Genomic DNA, 16,330 nt, shown 5'->3' with positions numbered 1-16,330 from the left:
CCTTACAGAAACCTAGCCAATCAGTCTGCGCCCTTCGGGCTTGACTTCTTGGGGTTTCATATGGTAACGAAAAACTGGAAAGCGGGTATCCCATATATGAATCGCAGAAATTTCCTTAAAAACACGGTCCTTCTTGCCGCCGGCGCGTGCATCGCGCCGAATATCCTCATTCCCGAGGAGGCGAAGGCAGCCGTTTCAAACGGCGTGCATGTCGTCGAAACGAATTTGAAGTTTTTATCGCTTGACAAGCGCAGTTTCACGGATAGCATCATTCTGCACCACATCGGCGATACGGATCGCGATGTGTCGGCGGCGACGATCCACCAATGGCATCTGAAAAACGGCTGGTCAGGCATCGGCTATCATTTCGTCGTGCATAAGAATGGCATCATCGAACGCGGCAGACCGCTCGACGCCGTGGGGGCGCATTGCTGGCATCACAACGCGACGTCGATCGGCATCAATCTCGTCGGCGACTTCGAGCAGGCGGAGCCGACGACGGTGCAGCTTGACGCCGCCATGCGCCTCATCGCCGAGCTTTCGCATCGGTACAAGCTGAAACCCGGTGCAGGTACGGTATTCGGACATAGAGATTTCAACTCGACGCTCTGCCCCGGCAAGAATCTTTACGCGAAACTCTCCGGGCTTTGCACGAGTGCGTCTCGTCTATAGGAGGCCGGCATGAGCGAGTCCTATCACTACAGGCGCATCCCCAAGCCGCCGCCGAAAAATCCGGCGCAGGAGACGCGCGGGCGCAACACGAAGCGCAACCTCACTCTCGTCGTCTTAGGGCTTGGCTATGCGCTCTACAGGCACGATGTGCCGCTTCTCATCGCCGCGCTGGCGATCCTGCTCTTCTTTTTGCAGCCGCTTGCAGAAAAGCATCTCGGCAGCTTCGGCAAGATCGTTTCGGGCTTTTTGCGCGGCGTGGGCATCGCAGCCTTTATCGGCGCGATCGCCATGCTGTTTTTCTGAGAAGATCTCCCGTTTTAGCGAAAGGTCCCGCCGCTCGTGGACAAGCGTCTGAAAAATCAAGAAAAAACATTTTCCCCGCGGGATGCGGCAGGAAATCCATGTGTTTTGTGGAATAATAACAATAACAGAAACATAAGATCACGAGAGGAAAGACCTTCGCTTTCCCGCAGGGGCGGGCATAATTTTGCTGGTTCAGTAAGGGCAGAAATATGGGCGTGCCACAGCATGCCCCGGGAGGGATTCACATGAGAAAAACAGAATACTTGGCGATGATCTTAGCCGGCGGTCAAGGCAGCCGTCTCGGCGCCTTGACGAAGAAGATTGCGAAACCTGCCGTTCCGTTCGGCGGCAAATACCGCATCATTGACTTTCCTTTGAGCAACTGCGCCAATTCCGGCATTGACAAGGTCGGCGTTCTCACACAGTATCGCCCCTTGGAACTTCACAACTACCTCGGCACGGGCAGCGCATGGGATCTCGACAAGAAGGACGGCGGTGTATTCATCCTGCCGCCGTACGCACGGGAGAAGGGCGCCGACTGGTACCAGGGCACGGCGGACGCCATCTATCAGAACCTCAACTTCATCGACAGCGTTGATCCTGAATACGTCTTGATCCTTTCCGGCGACCACATCTACACGATGGACTATTCGTGGATGCTCGAAGCGCACAAGGGGCATAAGGCGGAAGCGACGATCGGCGTCATTGAAGTGCCTTGGGAAGAGGCGTCGCGCTTCGGCATCATGAACGCTGACAAGGATGGGCGCATCGTCGAGTTTGAGGAGAAGCCGTCCGAGCCGAAATCGAACCTCGCATCTATGGGCATCTACATCTTCAATCGCAGGTTCCTGCAGCAGTATCTGGAGGAAGATGCGAAGGACAGCATGTCGAGCCATGACTTCGGCAAGAATATCATTCCGAAGATGCTCGCGGACAAGGCGCGTCTCTTCACGTACGCTTTCGACGGCTACTGGAAGGACGTCGGCACGATCGAGAGCCTTTGGCAGGCGAACATGGATCTCCTGCAGGATGAGCCGCCGTTTGCCCTTGACGGCAGCTGGCGCATCTATTCGTCAAATCCATCGCTGCCGCCGCACTACGTCGGACGCGAAGCCGATGTGACCCGCTCGATGGTGAGCGAGGGCTCTATGGTATTCGGCGAGGTGAAAAATTCCGTGATTTTCCAGGGTGTGCGCATCGGCAAGGGTGCGCGCGTCACGAACTCGGTCATCATGCCGTTTGTAAGGATCGAGGAAGGCGCTGTCATCGATCATGCGATCATAGCGCAGGGGGCGACGATTGCCGCCGGCGCCAAGGTCGAGGGAGAAGAGGGCGCGATCGCCGTCATCCCGGAAAATGAGGTTGTCATGGCGCAGACAGGCAGCAAGCAGGCGGGCTGAAATCCTTGCAAAAGGAATTTAAGGGAACGGAGTGAAACATTGTGAATACGGTCATGGGTCTTATCAACCTGCATGAGGACAACGGTCGCATCAAAGAGCTGACGGAGAGCCGCCCCATCGGCTCCATGCCGTTCGCAGGGCGTTACCGCGTCATTGACTTCGTGCTTTCGAGCATGGTCAACTCCGGCATCAGCCATGTAGGCATCGTGCTGCCCTCGCAGTCGCGTTCAGTCATGGATCACCTGCGTTCAGGCAAGGATTGGGATCTTGCAAGGCGTCACGAGGGCCTTTTCTATCTGCCGCTTGCAAAGGATGACAAGGACACGCGCCCCGGCGATCTCAAGACATTCTACCACAACATCGATTTTGTCGAACACAGTGCGCAAAAGTATGTGCTTCTCGCGAGTGCGAGCTACATTTACAACATGAATTTCGCGCCTGTACTGCGCTTCCATCAGAATACGAACGCCGACATCACGATGGTTTACAACATCGCAACGGAAGAAGAGCCGGATGAGGGCGTCGTCATTGAGACGGCGGAGAACGGTCTCATCGAGGACATCGCCTTGAAGCCCGTCATCTACCAAGGCTCGAAGGTATCCAACGGCGCATTGCTCATGGAAAAGCGCGTATTCGTTGAAATGGTGCGATCGACATATGAGCACGGCGGCACGCATCTCGTGCTCGACGGCATCATTCGCCGCGCCGACCGCTATACGATGTACGGCTGTATGCACGAGGGCTATACGGCGTGCGTTTCTTCGACGTCGTCCTACTACAAGGCGAGCATGGAGGCGCTCGAACCTGCGAACTGGGATGAGCTGTTTATGCAGAACGGCTTCATCTTCACGAAGTCGAAGGACGGCGTGCCTGTGCAGTACAAGGCGGCATCGCATGTGCAGAACTCGCTCGTCGCCAATGGCTGCGTCGTCTATGGCGAAGTCGAAAACAGCATCCTGTTTCGCGGCGTGACCGTAGCGCCGGGGGTGAAGATTCGAAATTCCATCATCATGGAAAAATGTGATCTTGAGGAGAATGTGCTCGTCGAGAACGTGATCTGCGACAAGAACGTAGTGATCACGCAAGGGCGCTGGCTCAAGGGAGCGCCGAACTATCCGCTGATCGTCAACAAGAATGTTGTGATTTGATCGAAGGTGCGCCCGCCTTTCGGGCGGGTCGGAAAGCCGCTCCGAGGCGCTTGCCTGTTGGACTAAGGCGGGGATGCGCGTCGGAGCGGCTTTTTCGTCAGCGGTGAATATGCAGTAAGAAAAGACAGCAGTCTGTATCAAGCCGAGCGGCGGATGTTTGCCGCAGTGGATTTTTTCGAGCAGCGGTTTCTCGCCTCGCGAAAGAAAAAGGCGTGTAGATCCATGTGACTGCCAAAGCAAGTTAGGAGGACTGATCTCATGGCAAATAAGAGGAATGAGCTGGGGCTGGCAAAGGAAGGTTTGAAACAAAGATTCCTGGCTACGGCGCATATCCTGTGGGGCAGGGATTTCGCCGAGCTCACATCGCATGAGGTTTATGCGACGATCGTTGCCGTCGTGAAGCAGTATATCAGTGAGAATTGGGTCAAGACGAACAAGGCGTATATGAATCGCCGCGACAAGCAGGTGTATTACTTCTCCATCGAATTTTTGCTCGGTCGGCTCATGCGTTCGAATCTTGTCAATCTCGGGGAGATGGAGCTTTTCCATGATGCTTTGGAAGAGCTCGACGTCGATCTTGGCAACTGCTTCCCCGAAGAGCCGGATGCGGGTCTCGGCAACGGCGGCTTGGGGCGTCTTGCTGCGTGCTTCATCGACTCGATGGCGTCCTTAGGGCTGCCCGGGCATGGCTGCAGCATCCGTTATCAATACGGTCTCTTCGAGCAGAAAATCATCAAGGGAAACCAAGTCGAGATTCCGGACAACTGGCTCGGCAACGGCTTTGAGTGGGAATACCGCAAGGCAGACAAGGCGGTCAATGTCAAGTTCAATGGCAATGCCTACATGAAGGAAGAAGAGGACGGCAGCCTCGCTCTCGTGCATGAGGACTATATGACCGTCATGGCGATCCCTTACGACGTGCCGATCGTCGGTTTCCGAAACAATACGGTCAATACGCTGCGCCTTTGGAACGCCGAAGTCAACCGTGACTTCTCCGACTACGGCACGATGACGCGCGAGCAGATTCAGGCGAAGAAGGAGTACCGCAATTTCGTCGAGAGCATCACGGAGTATCTTTACCCCGACGACAGCTCTTACGAGGGACGCCGCCTGCGGCTCATCCAAGAGTATTTCTTCGTATCGGCGGGCGTGCAGAGCATCGTGCGCCATTATCTCGCTTCCGGCATGGAGCTTAGGGATTTCGCGAAGAAGATCGCCATTCATATCAATGACACGCATCCGGCGGTCGCTGTCGCCGAACTCATGCGCATCCTCGTCGATGAGCAGAGCATTGACTGGGATGAGGCGTGGCAGATCACGCGCGAGACGATGGCGTATACGAATCATACGATCATGCCCGAAGCGCTGGAGAAGTGGCCTGTCGATATGTTCCGTCCGCTTCTGCCGCGCATCTATATGATCATTGACGAGATCAACCGCCGGCACTTGGAAGAAGTGCGCAAGCGCTTCTTGAACGACGAGCAGATGGTGCGGGAGCTTTCGATCATCGAGGACGGGCAGGTGCACATGGCGCGTCTCGCCATCGTCGGCAGCCACAGCGTCAACGGCGTTGCGGCGATTCATACGGACATCTTAAAGAGCGATACGCTGAAATTCTTCAACCGTTACTATCCGAAGAAGTTCAACAACAAGACGAACGGCATTACGCACCGCCGTTGGCTCATCGGCGCGAATCCCGAACTGACGGCTCTGATTGACGATGCGATCGGCGACGCATGGCAGAAAGCTCCGCAAGAGCTTTCGCGTCTCAACGACCATGTGACGGACAAATCGTTCCTTTCGGAACTGGCTAAGATCAAGCGGCTCCGCAAGGGCGAGCTGTCTGACTTCATCCACGCGCACGGCGGCGTTCTCGTCGATCCCGGCATGATTTTTGATATTCAGGTCAAGCGCATCCATTCGTACAAGCGCCAGATCATGAACATCCTGCATATCATGTATCTCTATCACGAGCTGAAGACGAACAAACGCTTCAGCATCCCCCCGACGGCGCGCTTCTTCGGCGGCAAGGCAGCGCCGGGCTACTATATCGCGAAGGAGACGATCCGCCTCATCAACGCCGTCGCCGACAAGGTGAACAACGACAAGGACGTCAGCGACGTGCTCAAGGTCGTGTTCATCGAAAATTTCGGCGTCTCCATCGGCGAGATCGTCTATCCGGCAGCCGATATCTCCGAGCAGATCTCGACGGCGTCGAAGGAAGCCTCGGGCACGGGCAATATGAAGTTCATGATGAACGGCGCATTGACGCTCGGCACGCTCGACGGTGCGAACGTCGAGATCAGCCAGGCGGTCGGTCGTGAACACTGCGAGATCTTCGGTCTGCGTGCAGAAGAAGTCCTGAACTACTATGCGACGGGCAGCTACAAGGCATGGGACGAGTTCAACACGAATCCTGCTGTGCGCCTTGTCGTCTCGCAGCTTGTTGACGGCACTTACGGCGACTTCCACTCGCTGCGCGACTATCTGATTCAGGGCAACGACGAATTCTTCGTCCTGAAGGATTTCGGCGCTTACGATCGGGCGCACAAGAACATGAACCGCAAGTACGAGCATCAAGCGGAATGGCTCAAGTCGTCGGCGATCAACATCGCCAACTCGGGCGTGTTCTCCTCGGATCGCACGATCAAGGAGTATGCAGATGATATTTGGCATGTGAAGCCTGTAATTATCGTCTGACAGCTAAGGCAAGGCTTTGCCGCTTCCCCATACTTTCGAGAGTTTTTCTAAGCTGGGAGGAATTATTGTGAACGTATCTGCTTTGAGTGAGTTTGATTTATTCTTATACCACCAAGGGACAAACTACCATGCTTACGAGATGCTCGGCGCCCACTTCCTAGAGCAGGACGGCAAAAAGGGCGTGCGCTTTTCCGTATGGGCGCCCCATGCGAAGTCCGTGAGCGTCGTCGGCGACTTCAACGAATGGGACACGCGCACGCATACGATGCAAAAGATCGGCGACGGCGAGATATGGGTGATCTTCATCGAAGGGCTCGAAGAAGGCGAGGTCTATAAATACGCGATTGAGCCGCAGTGGGGCGGTCCGCACATCATGAAGGCGGATCCTTACGGCTTCTATGCGGAGAAAAAGCCAAAGACGGCGTCGCGCCTATACAACCTCAATAAATATCAATGGAACGATGCGAAGTGGCAGGAGCGCAAAAAGACGCATCCATCGTATGCAAATCCCATGCTGACGTACGAGGTGCATCTCGGCTCGTGGCGGCGCACGCTCGACGGCGAGTACCTTTCGTATCGCGAGCTTGCCGATCAGCTCGTCGGCTACGCGAAGAAGATGAACTATACGCACATCGAGATCATGCCGCTCTGCGAGCATCCGTTCGACGGATCGTGGGGCTATCAGGCGACGGGATACTATGCGGTCACGAGCCGCTACGGCGAGCCGGACGACTTCCGCTACTTCGTTGACACGGCGCATAAGAACGGCATCGCCGTCATCATGGACTGGGTGCCCGGTCACTTCTGCAAGGACGAGCAGGGGCTTCGCCACTTCGACGGCATGACGCTCTACGAGTCAGATAACGAGCAGCGCGCTGAGAATTGGGAATGGGGCACGACGAACTTCGACTACGGCAGGACGGAGGTGCAGAGCTTCCTCATCTCGAATGCCATGTTCTGGTTCGAAGAGTACCATATCGACGGTCTGCGCATCGACGCCGTCGCCAACATGCTCTACCTGAACTACGGCAGGAAGGATGGCGAGTGGCAGCCGAACAAGTACGGCGACACGGGCAATTTAGAAGCGATGGACTTCATCAAGAAGCTCAACGAAGCGATCTTCAAGTTCCATCCCAACGCGCTGATGATCGCGGAGGAATCGACGTCGTGGCCTTTGATCTCAAAGCCTGTCTACATGGGCGGCATGGGATTCAATTACAAGTGGAACATGGGCTGGATGAACGACATGCTCTCGTACATGAGCCTTGATCCCATCTATCGCAAGTGGAATCAGGACAAGGTCACGTTCTCCTTCATGTATGCGTTCAGCGAGAACTTTGTGCTTCCCTTGTCGCATGACGAGGTCGTGCACGGCAAATGCTCGCTCGTGAGCAAGATGCCCGGCGACTACTGGCAGAAATTTGCAGGACTGCGCGGCTTCTTCGGCTACTGGATGGCGCATCCGGGCAAGAAGCTCCTCTTTATGGGCGGCGAGTTTGCACAGTTCATCGAGTGGAACTACGACGACAGTCTCGATTGGCACCTCGTCGAAGAATATCCGATGCACACGAAGATGCTCGAATACTCGCGTGCGCTGAACCAGTTTTACACGGAAAACCGTCCGTTCTGGGAAGTCGATTTCGACTGGAACGGGTTCGAGTGGATCGACTGCAACGACAGTGAGAACTCCATCATCACATTCGTTCGAAAGTCCGACGCCCCCGACGACTTCATCGTCGTCCTCTGCAACTTCACGCCGGAGGTGCGCCATGATTACCGCATCGGCGTGCCGAAGAAGGGCGCTTACATCGAGGTGTTCAACAGCGACGCCGAGGAGTTCGGCGGTTCCGGCGTGAAGAATGAGGGCGAGCTTTATACGGAGGACTATGGCTGGCATGAGCGCGAACAGTCGCTTGTCATTACCGTGCCGCCGATGGCGACGATCTACTTGAGGCACAAAGACGCCGTCCCTTTTGTCAAACGCTCCGTGTCTGAGGAAGAGGACGCTGTCCTTGTCGTCAAAGGCGTGGAGAAAAAAAAGGCAAAGGCGCCGAAGAAGCCGGCGGCAAAAAGCCCGGCGGCGCAGGAAGAGGCGAAGCAGCCGGCGGCAAAAGCCGCGCCGAAAAAGGCGGCAGCTAAGGCGAGCGAAGAGAAAAAGACTGCCGTCAAGGCGCGTTCGCGCAAGACAGAGTCTACGAAGAGCATGAAAAAGGCAGAGCCGCCGAAAAAGAGCGGCAAGAAGAAAGCGGCTGCTGCGCAGTAAGATCGAGCAAAATCAACGAGGGGAACAGTATTCATCCCGTGCCTTTCAAGGAAGCGGGCGGGGGATAACGATAAAAGGGTGTTGCGCTGCGGGGCGAGGCTGGCAGCGCCGCAGCACAGAAGGGGGTTTATATCATGCGGGTACTTTATGTTGCTGCCGAGGCTGTGCCTTTTGCCAAGACCGGCGGTTTGGCGGACGTTGCCGGATCTCTCCCGAAGGAACTGGTCAAACAGGGGGTGGATATACGCGTCGTCATGCCGAAGTTTGGCAAGATCGCAGCGGAATATATCGATCAGATGGAGCATCTTTACGACGGCACGCTTCCCGTTGCATGGCGCGATAAGTTCGTCGGGCTCGATCGCCTCGTCAAGGATGGCGTGACCTATTACTTCATCGACAACGAAGAGTATTTCTATCGCGAGGGCTTCTACGGCTATGACGACGATGCCGAGAGGTTTTCCTTCTTCGCACGCGCCGTCTTGAATCTCCTCGATGCGATGGATTTCTGGCCCGACGTCATCCACGCGAACGACTGGCACGCGGGTCTTGTCCCCGTACTCTTGAAGCTCGAACACATGGGCGATGAACGCTACGAGCGGATTCGCACGATCTATACGATTCACAACCTCAAGTATCAGGGGGTCTTTCCTAAGAACGTGATGCAGGACGTCTTGGGTCTTGACTGGAAATACTTTACGAACGGCGACTTGGAATTTTACGATGCCGTCAACTTCATGAAGGGCGGTCTGACCTACGCCGACTACATCTCGACGGTATCGCATACCTACGCCCAAGAGATTCAGTACGAATACTTTGGCGAAATGCTTGACGGACTTTTACGCAAGAGAAGCAACGATATTTACGGTATTATCAACGGCATTGATTACGAGGTTTACAATCCCGCGACGGACAAGGATATCTACGAAACCTTCGATGTGACGTCTCTCGACCGCAAGCTCGACAACAAGGTCGCCTTGCAGCGGCAGCTCGGTCTGCCCGAGAACCGTCATATTCCCCTGATCGCACTCGTTTCGCGCCTCGTGCCGCCTAAAGGGCTCGATCTCATCGTGCGCGTCATGGACGAGATCCTGCAGCACGAGGATATTCAGTTCGTCGTGCTGGGCACGGGCGACAAGGTCTACGAAGATTGGTTCAAGGGGCTTGCGTGGCGTTTCCCGCGCAAGGTCTCGGCGAACATCCGCTTCTCGAACGAGCTTGCGCAGCGCATCTATGCGGGCGCGACCGTATTCCTCATGCCGTCGAACTATGAGCCGTGCGGCATCGGGCAGCTCATCGCCATGCGCTATGGCACGATTCCCGTCGTACGCGAGACGGGCGGTCTCAAGGACACCGTCACGCAGTTCAGCAACAAGACGGGCGAGGGTACGGGCTACCTCTTCCACAACTATAATGCACATGAAATGATGTATGCGGTAAAGCGTGCCATTCGCGAATGCAGCAACCTCGTGGAAATCTGGCCGAAAATCGTCAAAAACGCCATGCAGGCGGATTTCAGTTGGAAGAAATCGGCAGGAGAATACAAGGCGCTCTATGAAAAACTCCTGGCGAAGTGAGATTTGGCAAAGCCCGACGCTTGCGTTGGGCTTTCGTGCCTTTCCCACCTATTAACTTTGCACAAAGAAACGACGAAATAAGAAGGAGAAAGCGAATGAGCGCAAGATATGTACGTCTTGGCTTCTTCGAAGAATTTAGGAGGCGATATTATGGCGCAGCGAGAAGCGGAGCACAACTCGCAGGATGTGTTTTACCGCTCGCCCGTTGGACCTGCTGAGGCATCATCCTCCGTGCAGCTCGGCATTCGCATTAAGACAAAGGATGAAGTATCGAAGGTCATCCTGCGCCTTTGGCAGGAAGGTGCAGGAGAGCGGCTCATCGAACTCGCGGCGAAATCAGCGGAAGGCGCAGAAGAGCGCTTTTACTCTGCGCAGATCGACCTGCCCGATGTCGGCTGCCTGCTTTGGTACTACTTCATCGTTGCCACGTCCGCAGGCACTTGGTACTATGGCAACAACAGCGAGCATTTGGGCGGTATGGGCGGCATTTATGACAACGCGCCGCCGTCCTTTCAGATCACCGTGTTCAACAAGGGCGCGAAGACGCCCGATTGGGCGAAACACGCCGTCATGTACCAGATCTTCCCCGACCGCTTCTGCCGCGAGGGAGATGCGATCATTGAGAAGAAGGGCGCCGTCGTACACGCGCACTGGGGCGATCAGCCATGCTACTACAAGGATGTCGATACAAGAGAGATCGTGCAGTACGATTTCTTCGGCGGCAATATCCAAGGTCTGAAGTCGAAGCTCCCCTACCTGAAGGAGCTTGGCATCTCCGTCATCTATCTCAATCCCGTCTTTGAATCGCCAAGCAACCACCATTACGATACGGGCGACTACCACAAGATCGACCCGATCTTCGGTACAAACGAAGAGTTTCAAGACCTCGTGAATGAAGCGAAGACTTTGGGCATACGCATCGTCTTGGACGGTGTTTTCAGTCATACGGGAAGCGACAGCATATACTTCAACCGCGAGGGCAATTACGACAGCCTCGGGGCGTTTCAGTCGCAGGAGTCGCCCTACTACAGTTGGTACAACTTCCACAAGTATCCCTATGAATACGACAGCTGGTGGGGATTTTCGACGCTGCCGAACGTGTCGGAGACGACGCCTTCTTACATGGATTTTGTGATCCGCAGCGAGGACAGCGTTCTGCACTATTGGACGAAGATGGGCATTGGCGGCTGGCGGCTTGATGTCGTCGATGAGCTGCCCGCGAAGTTTACGCAGAGCTTCTATCGTGAGCTGAAATCTCTGAATCCCGATGCGATTCTCATCGGCGAGGTTTGGGAGGATGCGTCGAACAAGATCAGCTACGGCGTGCCGCGTGAGTACCTTTGCGGACAGGAGATCGACTCGGCGATGAACTATCCGTTCCGCAAGACCGTTTTGGACTTCCTGCTCAACTATATCGACGGACGACAGGCGATGCGCCTTTTGGAGAGCCTTCGGGAGAACTATCCGAAGGAAAACTTCTACGCGATGATGAACCTCATCGGCAGTCACGATGTAGAGCGCGCCGTCACGCTTCTTGGAGAAGCGCCGTTCTACGACGGTATGCCGGCGATCCATCAGTCGCGTTTCAAGCTCGACGCCGAACATTACAAGCTCGGCGTCGAGCGGCTGCGGCTTGCGGCGCTCCTACAGATGACGTATCCGGGGATGCCGTGCATCTACTATGGCGATGAGATCGGTATGCAGGGCTTCCGCGACCCATACAACCGCAGCCCTTACGACTGGAAGAATCCCGACGAGAAGGTGCGCGAATGGTACAAGAAGCTCATCCGCTTAAGGAATGAGCATACGGCGCTTCAAACGGGCGACATCCTGCCGCTCGCAGGTGAGGGCAACGTCCTCGCTTACGCGCGTACAATCCGAAACGGTACGGACGAGTTTGGCGCATCGGCGAAAAATGAGGTGTTCGTCATCGTCGTCAACCGCAGCCGCACGCAGGAAGCGAAGGTCTCTTTGAACGTCGGCGACTTCGTGCAGGGGACGATGCGTGATGCGCTTGCGCCGGAAGAAACGGCAGCGATTCAGCGCGGTGTCATGACCGTGAAGCTCGCACCGCTTTCTGCGCACATCTACGAAGCGGTGCAGGAGACGCGCCGTTTTTCGCGCGAGGCAGGCGTCCTGCTCCATCCGACGTCCTTGCCGTCGAAGTACGGCATCGGCGATCTCGGCGGCGCCGCCTACCGTTTTGTCGACTTCCTTGCTGAAGCAGGGCAGAAGATTTGGCAGGTCTTGCCCCTCGGTCCGGTGAGTAGCTTTGGCTATTCGCCCTATCAATCGCCGTCGGCGTTTGCGGGCAATCCCATGCTCATATCGCTCGACATGCTCATTGACGACGGGCTTTTAGCGGCGCGTGATGTGAAAGTCGCCGCTGACAGCACGACGTCGTTCATTGACTTCGAACGTGCTTGGGGATTCAAGAAGAAGCACTTGGAACGCGCATGGAAAAACTTTCAAAAGCAAGAGGAAAGCGCCGCATACCAAGACTTTTGCAGCAAAGAAGCCGCATGGCTTGACGACTATGCGCTCTTTGAATCCTTAAAAGCTGAGATGAAGGACGCACCCTGGTTCGAGTGGAAGCCCGAACTGAAGGAAAGGCAAAACGCCGCGCTTCGCGCGGCACGGGATCGTCTGGCGGATGAGATCGGCTGCCAAAAGTTCTGGCAGTATCTCTTTGATAAACAGTGGCGTCATTTGCATGAATATGCGTGCAGGAAGGGCGTTCGCATCATGGGTGATATGCCCATCTTCGTTTCACACGACAGTGCGGACGTCTGGGCGCATCAATCGTTCTTCTGTCTCAACGAGGACGGTACGGCAAAGACGGTCGCAGGCGTGCCGCCCGATTATTTCAGCGCGACGGGGCAGCTTTGGGGCAACCCGCAGTACGATTGGGCGGCGATGGAAAAAGACGGCTGGAGCTGGTGGAAGAAGCGTTTTCAAAAGCTCTGTTCACTCGTCGACGTCGTGCGGCTCGATCACTTCCGCGGCTTCGAGGCGTATTGGGAGATCGACGGCAAGGCAAAGACGGCGGTCAACGGCTGCTGGCGCAAGGGACCGGGCAAGGCGTTCTTCGACGAGATGGAGAAGTCGGTCAAGAATCTTTCCATCGTCGCGGAGGATCTTGGCATCATCACCGATGCAGTCGAGAAGCTGCGCGACGACTGCGGCTATCCCGGCATGAAGGTTCTGCACTTCTGCCTGAACTTCAACGAGATGCGCCGCGTCGGACTCGCCGTGCCCGAGAACGCCATCGTCTACACGGGTACGCACGACAACAACACGACGGTCGGCTGGTTCACGCAGGATCTTGATGCGCCCGCGCAGGCGGCGGTCGCGGAGCTTTTGAATGCGCGCGTCGATCGACCGAAGGAGATCTGCGAAAAGCTCGTCGAGTTCGCCTATGCGTCGAACGCGCGGCTTGTCGTCATCCCGATGCAGGACGTGCGCGCCCTCGACAGCCGCAGTCGCATGAACGTGCCCGGCACCGTCGGCATTAACTGGCGCTGGCGGCTCAAGGATTTCGCGCACGCCGAAGAAGATGCGAAGCGGCTCAGAAGATTGTGCGAAATGTACGAAAGGTAGCGTATGCAATGGGACGGCGGGAAAGACCTGCCGTCCGTGCAGATATAAATTTTATGGACATGTTCGATGTCCGCCCGCCTTATATGAAATGCCGAGTCGTATGCACCCTTCGGGCGAGCTGATTTGAATTTTCAGAGGCGGATAAAAAGCAAAGGAGAGCTGATACAATGGCTGAAAAGGATTATCTCTATGTAGTGAAGAAACCGTGCCCGATTTGCAGCATGGAAACGCGTGCGACGAAGGTGCGCTCGCGGCTCATCACGGAGACAGTGGACAACGATCTCTGCACGCATTACAAGGACATCAATCCTTACTACTATCGTATATGGGTCTGTGAACACTGCGGCTATGCCGAGGATGAGCGTCACTTTTTGAACGGCGTTTCGCCCAAGGAGAAGAAGGAGATCCAAGACTTCCTTGCCGAACGTCACGCAGCGACCGAGTTCACGGAGCAGCGCACGCGCGACGACGCCATCAAGGCTTTGAAGCTCGCGATCTTCTACACGAAGTTCACGAGGGAGACGTTTGCCCATAAGGCGGGTTTGAACCTCACGCTTGCATGGCTCTACCGCGAGGCGGGCGACAAAGAGAACGAGGAAAAGTTCCTGACGGAAGCGGGCAAGCTTTACATCGAATCGCGCTCGCGCGAAGTGTTCCCGCAGGGGCAGATGTCGGAAGCCGACTGCATATACCTGATCGGCGCCATCCACTTCCGCTTGGGCGACTACGACACGGCGGGCAGGTATCTGTCCATGCTCATGCACAACAAGGAGCTTGAGACGAAGGAGCGCGTGACGGTCGAACGTGCGAAGGATCTGTGGTCGGATATGCGCGACAAGATGAAGGAAGAGCGCGCCGACGCTGCGGCTGGAGAGGCTCCGGCAGAGTGAACTACACGCACAAACGTCCACTTTGTGGACATTGTGCGCCGCCCTTAATGAAAGTTCCCCAATCAGTCTGCGCCCTACGGGCTTGACTTCTTGGACTTTCATAGTAAAAAGAAGGGAAGTGCAAATTGCAGAAAACATGCAAGGTCTTAGCGCTTTTGCTCGCGCTCGCCTTCCTCATCCTGCCTGCCGCTGAGGCGAGCAAGAAGGATAAGGCGGAGGAGATGTCACGCCAGAAGCGCATCCTGTTCATTCCGCATGACAATCGCCCGATCTCGGATAAGCAGACGGCAGACGTCGTGCGCGAACTTGGCTACGAAGTCGTCGTGCCGCCCGACGACATGCTTGGCAGCCGTACCGATCTCGGGCATCCCGAGGAACTTTGGGCTTGGGCGGAAGAACAGGCGTCATCCGTCAGCGCTGCCGTCATCTCGTCGGACTCCATGCTTTACGGCAGTCTTGTCGGCTCAAGGAAGCATGACTATACAAGCGCTGAGGTCATGGCACGCTTGGAGAATTTCGAGGCGTTCCGCGCTGCGCACCCGGCGCTGCCGCTTTATGTATTCGGCTCGATCATGCGCACGCCGCGCTCGGGCGAAGCATCGGGGTCGGAAGAGCCGGGGTACTACAAGAATTACGGCGCGGACATCTTCCGTTACACGCTGCTGACGGATAAGCAGGAAGTCGAAGGTCTGACTTCGCGGGAAAAGAAAGAATACGCTTTTTTGAAAGAGCTGATTCCCGAAAAGTCAATGGCAGACTGGATGAGCCGCCGCACGAAGAATTTTGCGGCGAACGAAAAACTCATCGACTTCACGAAGAGCGGTGTGTTCGACTACTTCGTGCTTGGGCGCGACGACAATGCACCGTACTCACAGACGCACATGGAAGGCAGGAAGCTGCTTGCATACAGCGACGGGCTCGGACCTTCAAAGTTCCAGACGATGTCGGGCATCGATGAGGTGGGGCTGCTTCTGCTCTCTCGCGCGGTCAACAACATCGAGCACAAGATGCCCTTTATCCATGTGCGCTACAACAAGGGGACGGGCGGACGCACCGTGCCCGCGTACTCGGATGAGCATATCGAGGATTCGGTGCGCGCCGCTGCCACGGCGGCGGGCGCCGTACTGATCCCGAAGCCCGAGAAGTCGGAGTACGTCCTGCTCGTCAACACGAATCCCAATGGCAAGACGTATGAAGCGAACGACCGCACGAACGACGGAAAAGTGCGCGACGGCACGCAGTACTTCCTCGATCTGCTCAAGGACTACATCGCCAAAGGCTATCCCGTCGGCATCGCCGACGTCGCTTACGCGAACGGCGCCGACAACGCACTGATGGAAGGCTTGAAGCGCGAAGATCTGCTGTTCAAGCTGCGCGCCTATTCCGGCTGGAACACGCCGACGAACAGCACGGGCTTCGCCGTCGCCGAAGGACTTCTTGCTGAACGCATGACAGACGATGCGCGGGATAATTTGCTTCTCACGCGCTACCTGGACGACTGGGCATATCAGGCGAACGTCCGCAACACGATCGCGCGTCAGCTCGGCTGGCTGCGCGGCAGCGGCGTCTACATGAGCCTCGACGACAAGATCCTCGGCGTCCAGTACCGTGCTGACCGCATGATGCGCGAGTTCGCCGATAACAATCTGCCGCCTTTGCCCGCACTGCGTGAGCTAAAGGTCAACTTCCCGTGGAACCGCATGTTCGAAGCCGATATCGTGACGGCACAGTGATGTAAGAAAAGCATATAAAAGAGCCGCCCAAAGCTGGATTCCAGCTT

General features: G+C 56.1%; 10 protein-coding genes. All 10 read left to right on the top strand.

Features of this window, described 5'->3' with window-relative positions; genetic code table 11:
- Positions 1–672, top strand: a 672-nt coding sequence (locus tag ACTTKG_RS04135; protein ID WP_442672991.1) for an N-acetylmuramoyl-L-alanine amidase, incomplete at its 5' end; no start/stop codon positions are given.
- A gap of 9 nt (positions 673–681) precedes the next feature.
- On the top strand, positions 682–975 hold the full coding sequence (locus ACTTKG_RS04130) for an antibiotic resistance protein MarC (RefSeq protein WP_442672990.1): 294 nt from the start codon (positions 682–684) through the stop codon (positions 973–975).
- 245 nt (positions 976–1,220) lie between these two features.
- Complete coding sequence (locus ACTTKG_RS04125) at positions 1,221–2,375, top strand: glucose-1-phosphate adenylyltransferase (protein WP_442672989.1); 1,155 nt, start codon at positions 1,221–1,223, stop codon at positions 2,373–2,375.
- Between the two features lie 41 nt (positions 2,376–2,416).
- Complete coding sequence (glgD, locus tag ACTTKG_RS04120; protein ID WP_442672988.1) at positions 2,417–3,523, top strand: glucose-1-phosphate adenylyltransferase subunit GlgD; 1,107 nt, start codon at positions 2,417–2,419, stop codon at positions 3,521–3,523.
- Positions 3,524–3,781: 258 nt separating this feature from the next.
- The gene (locus ACTTKG_RS04115) at positions 3,782–6,223 is read left to right on the top strand and encodes a glycogen/starch/alpha-glucan phosphorylase (protein WP_442672987.1); all 2,442 of its coding nucleotides are present in this window, start codon (positions 3,782–3,784) and stop codon (positions 6,221–6,223) included.
- A gap of 67 nt (positions 6,224–6,290) precedes the next feature.
- Positions 6,291–8,486: a 1,4-alpha-glucan branching protein GlgB gene (gene glgB / locus ACTTKG_RS04110; protein ID WP_442672986.1), complete on the top strand. Its 2,196-nt coding sequence runs from the start codon at positions 6,291–6,293 to the stop codon at positions 8,484–8,486.
- Between the two features lie 134 nt (positions 8,487–8,620).
- Positions 8,621–10,060 (top strand): glycogen synthase GlgA, encoded by a 1,440-nt coding sequence (glgA, locus tag ACTTKG_RS04105; RefSeq protein WP_442672985.1) that lies wholly within the window; start codon positions 8,621–8,623, stop codon positions 10,058–10,060.
- 150 nt (positions 10,061–10,210) lie between these two features.
- On the top strand, positions 10,211–13,660 hold the full coding sequence (gene malQ, locus ACTTKG_RS04100) for a 4-alpha-glucanotransferase (RefSeq protein WP_442672984.1): 3,450 nt from the start codon (positions 10,211–10,213) through the stop codon (positions 13,658–13,660).
- 167 nt (positions 13,661–13,827) lie between these two features.
- A complete protein-coding gene (locus tag ACTTKG_RS04095; RefSeq protein ID WP_442672983.1) occupies positions 13,828–14,550 on the top strand; it encodes a DUF2225 domain-containing protein in 723 nt (240 codons plus the stop codon).
- Between the two features lie 125 nt (positions 14,551–14,675).
- Positions 14,676–16,283, top strand: coding sequence for a DUF4127 family protein (locus ACTTKG_RS04090; protein ID WP_442672982.1), 1,608 nt, complete (start codon positions 14,676–14,678; stop codon positions 16,281–16,283).
- Positions 16,284–16,330: the final 47 nt, after the last annotated feature.

The sequence above is a fragment of the Selenomonas sp. genome, from assembly GCF_052169755.1.
Taxonomy (GTDB): domain Bacteria; phylum Bacillota; class Negativicutes; order Selenomonadales; family Selenomonadaceae; genus Selenomonas.
The sequence above is the reverse complement of the archived record's forward strand: the minus strand, read 5'-3'. Positions and strand labels throughout refer to the sequence as shown.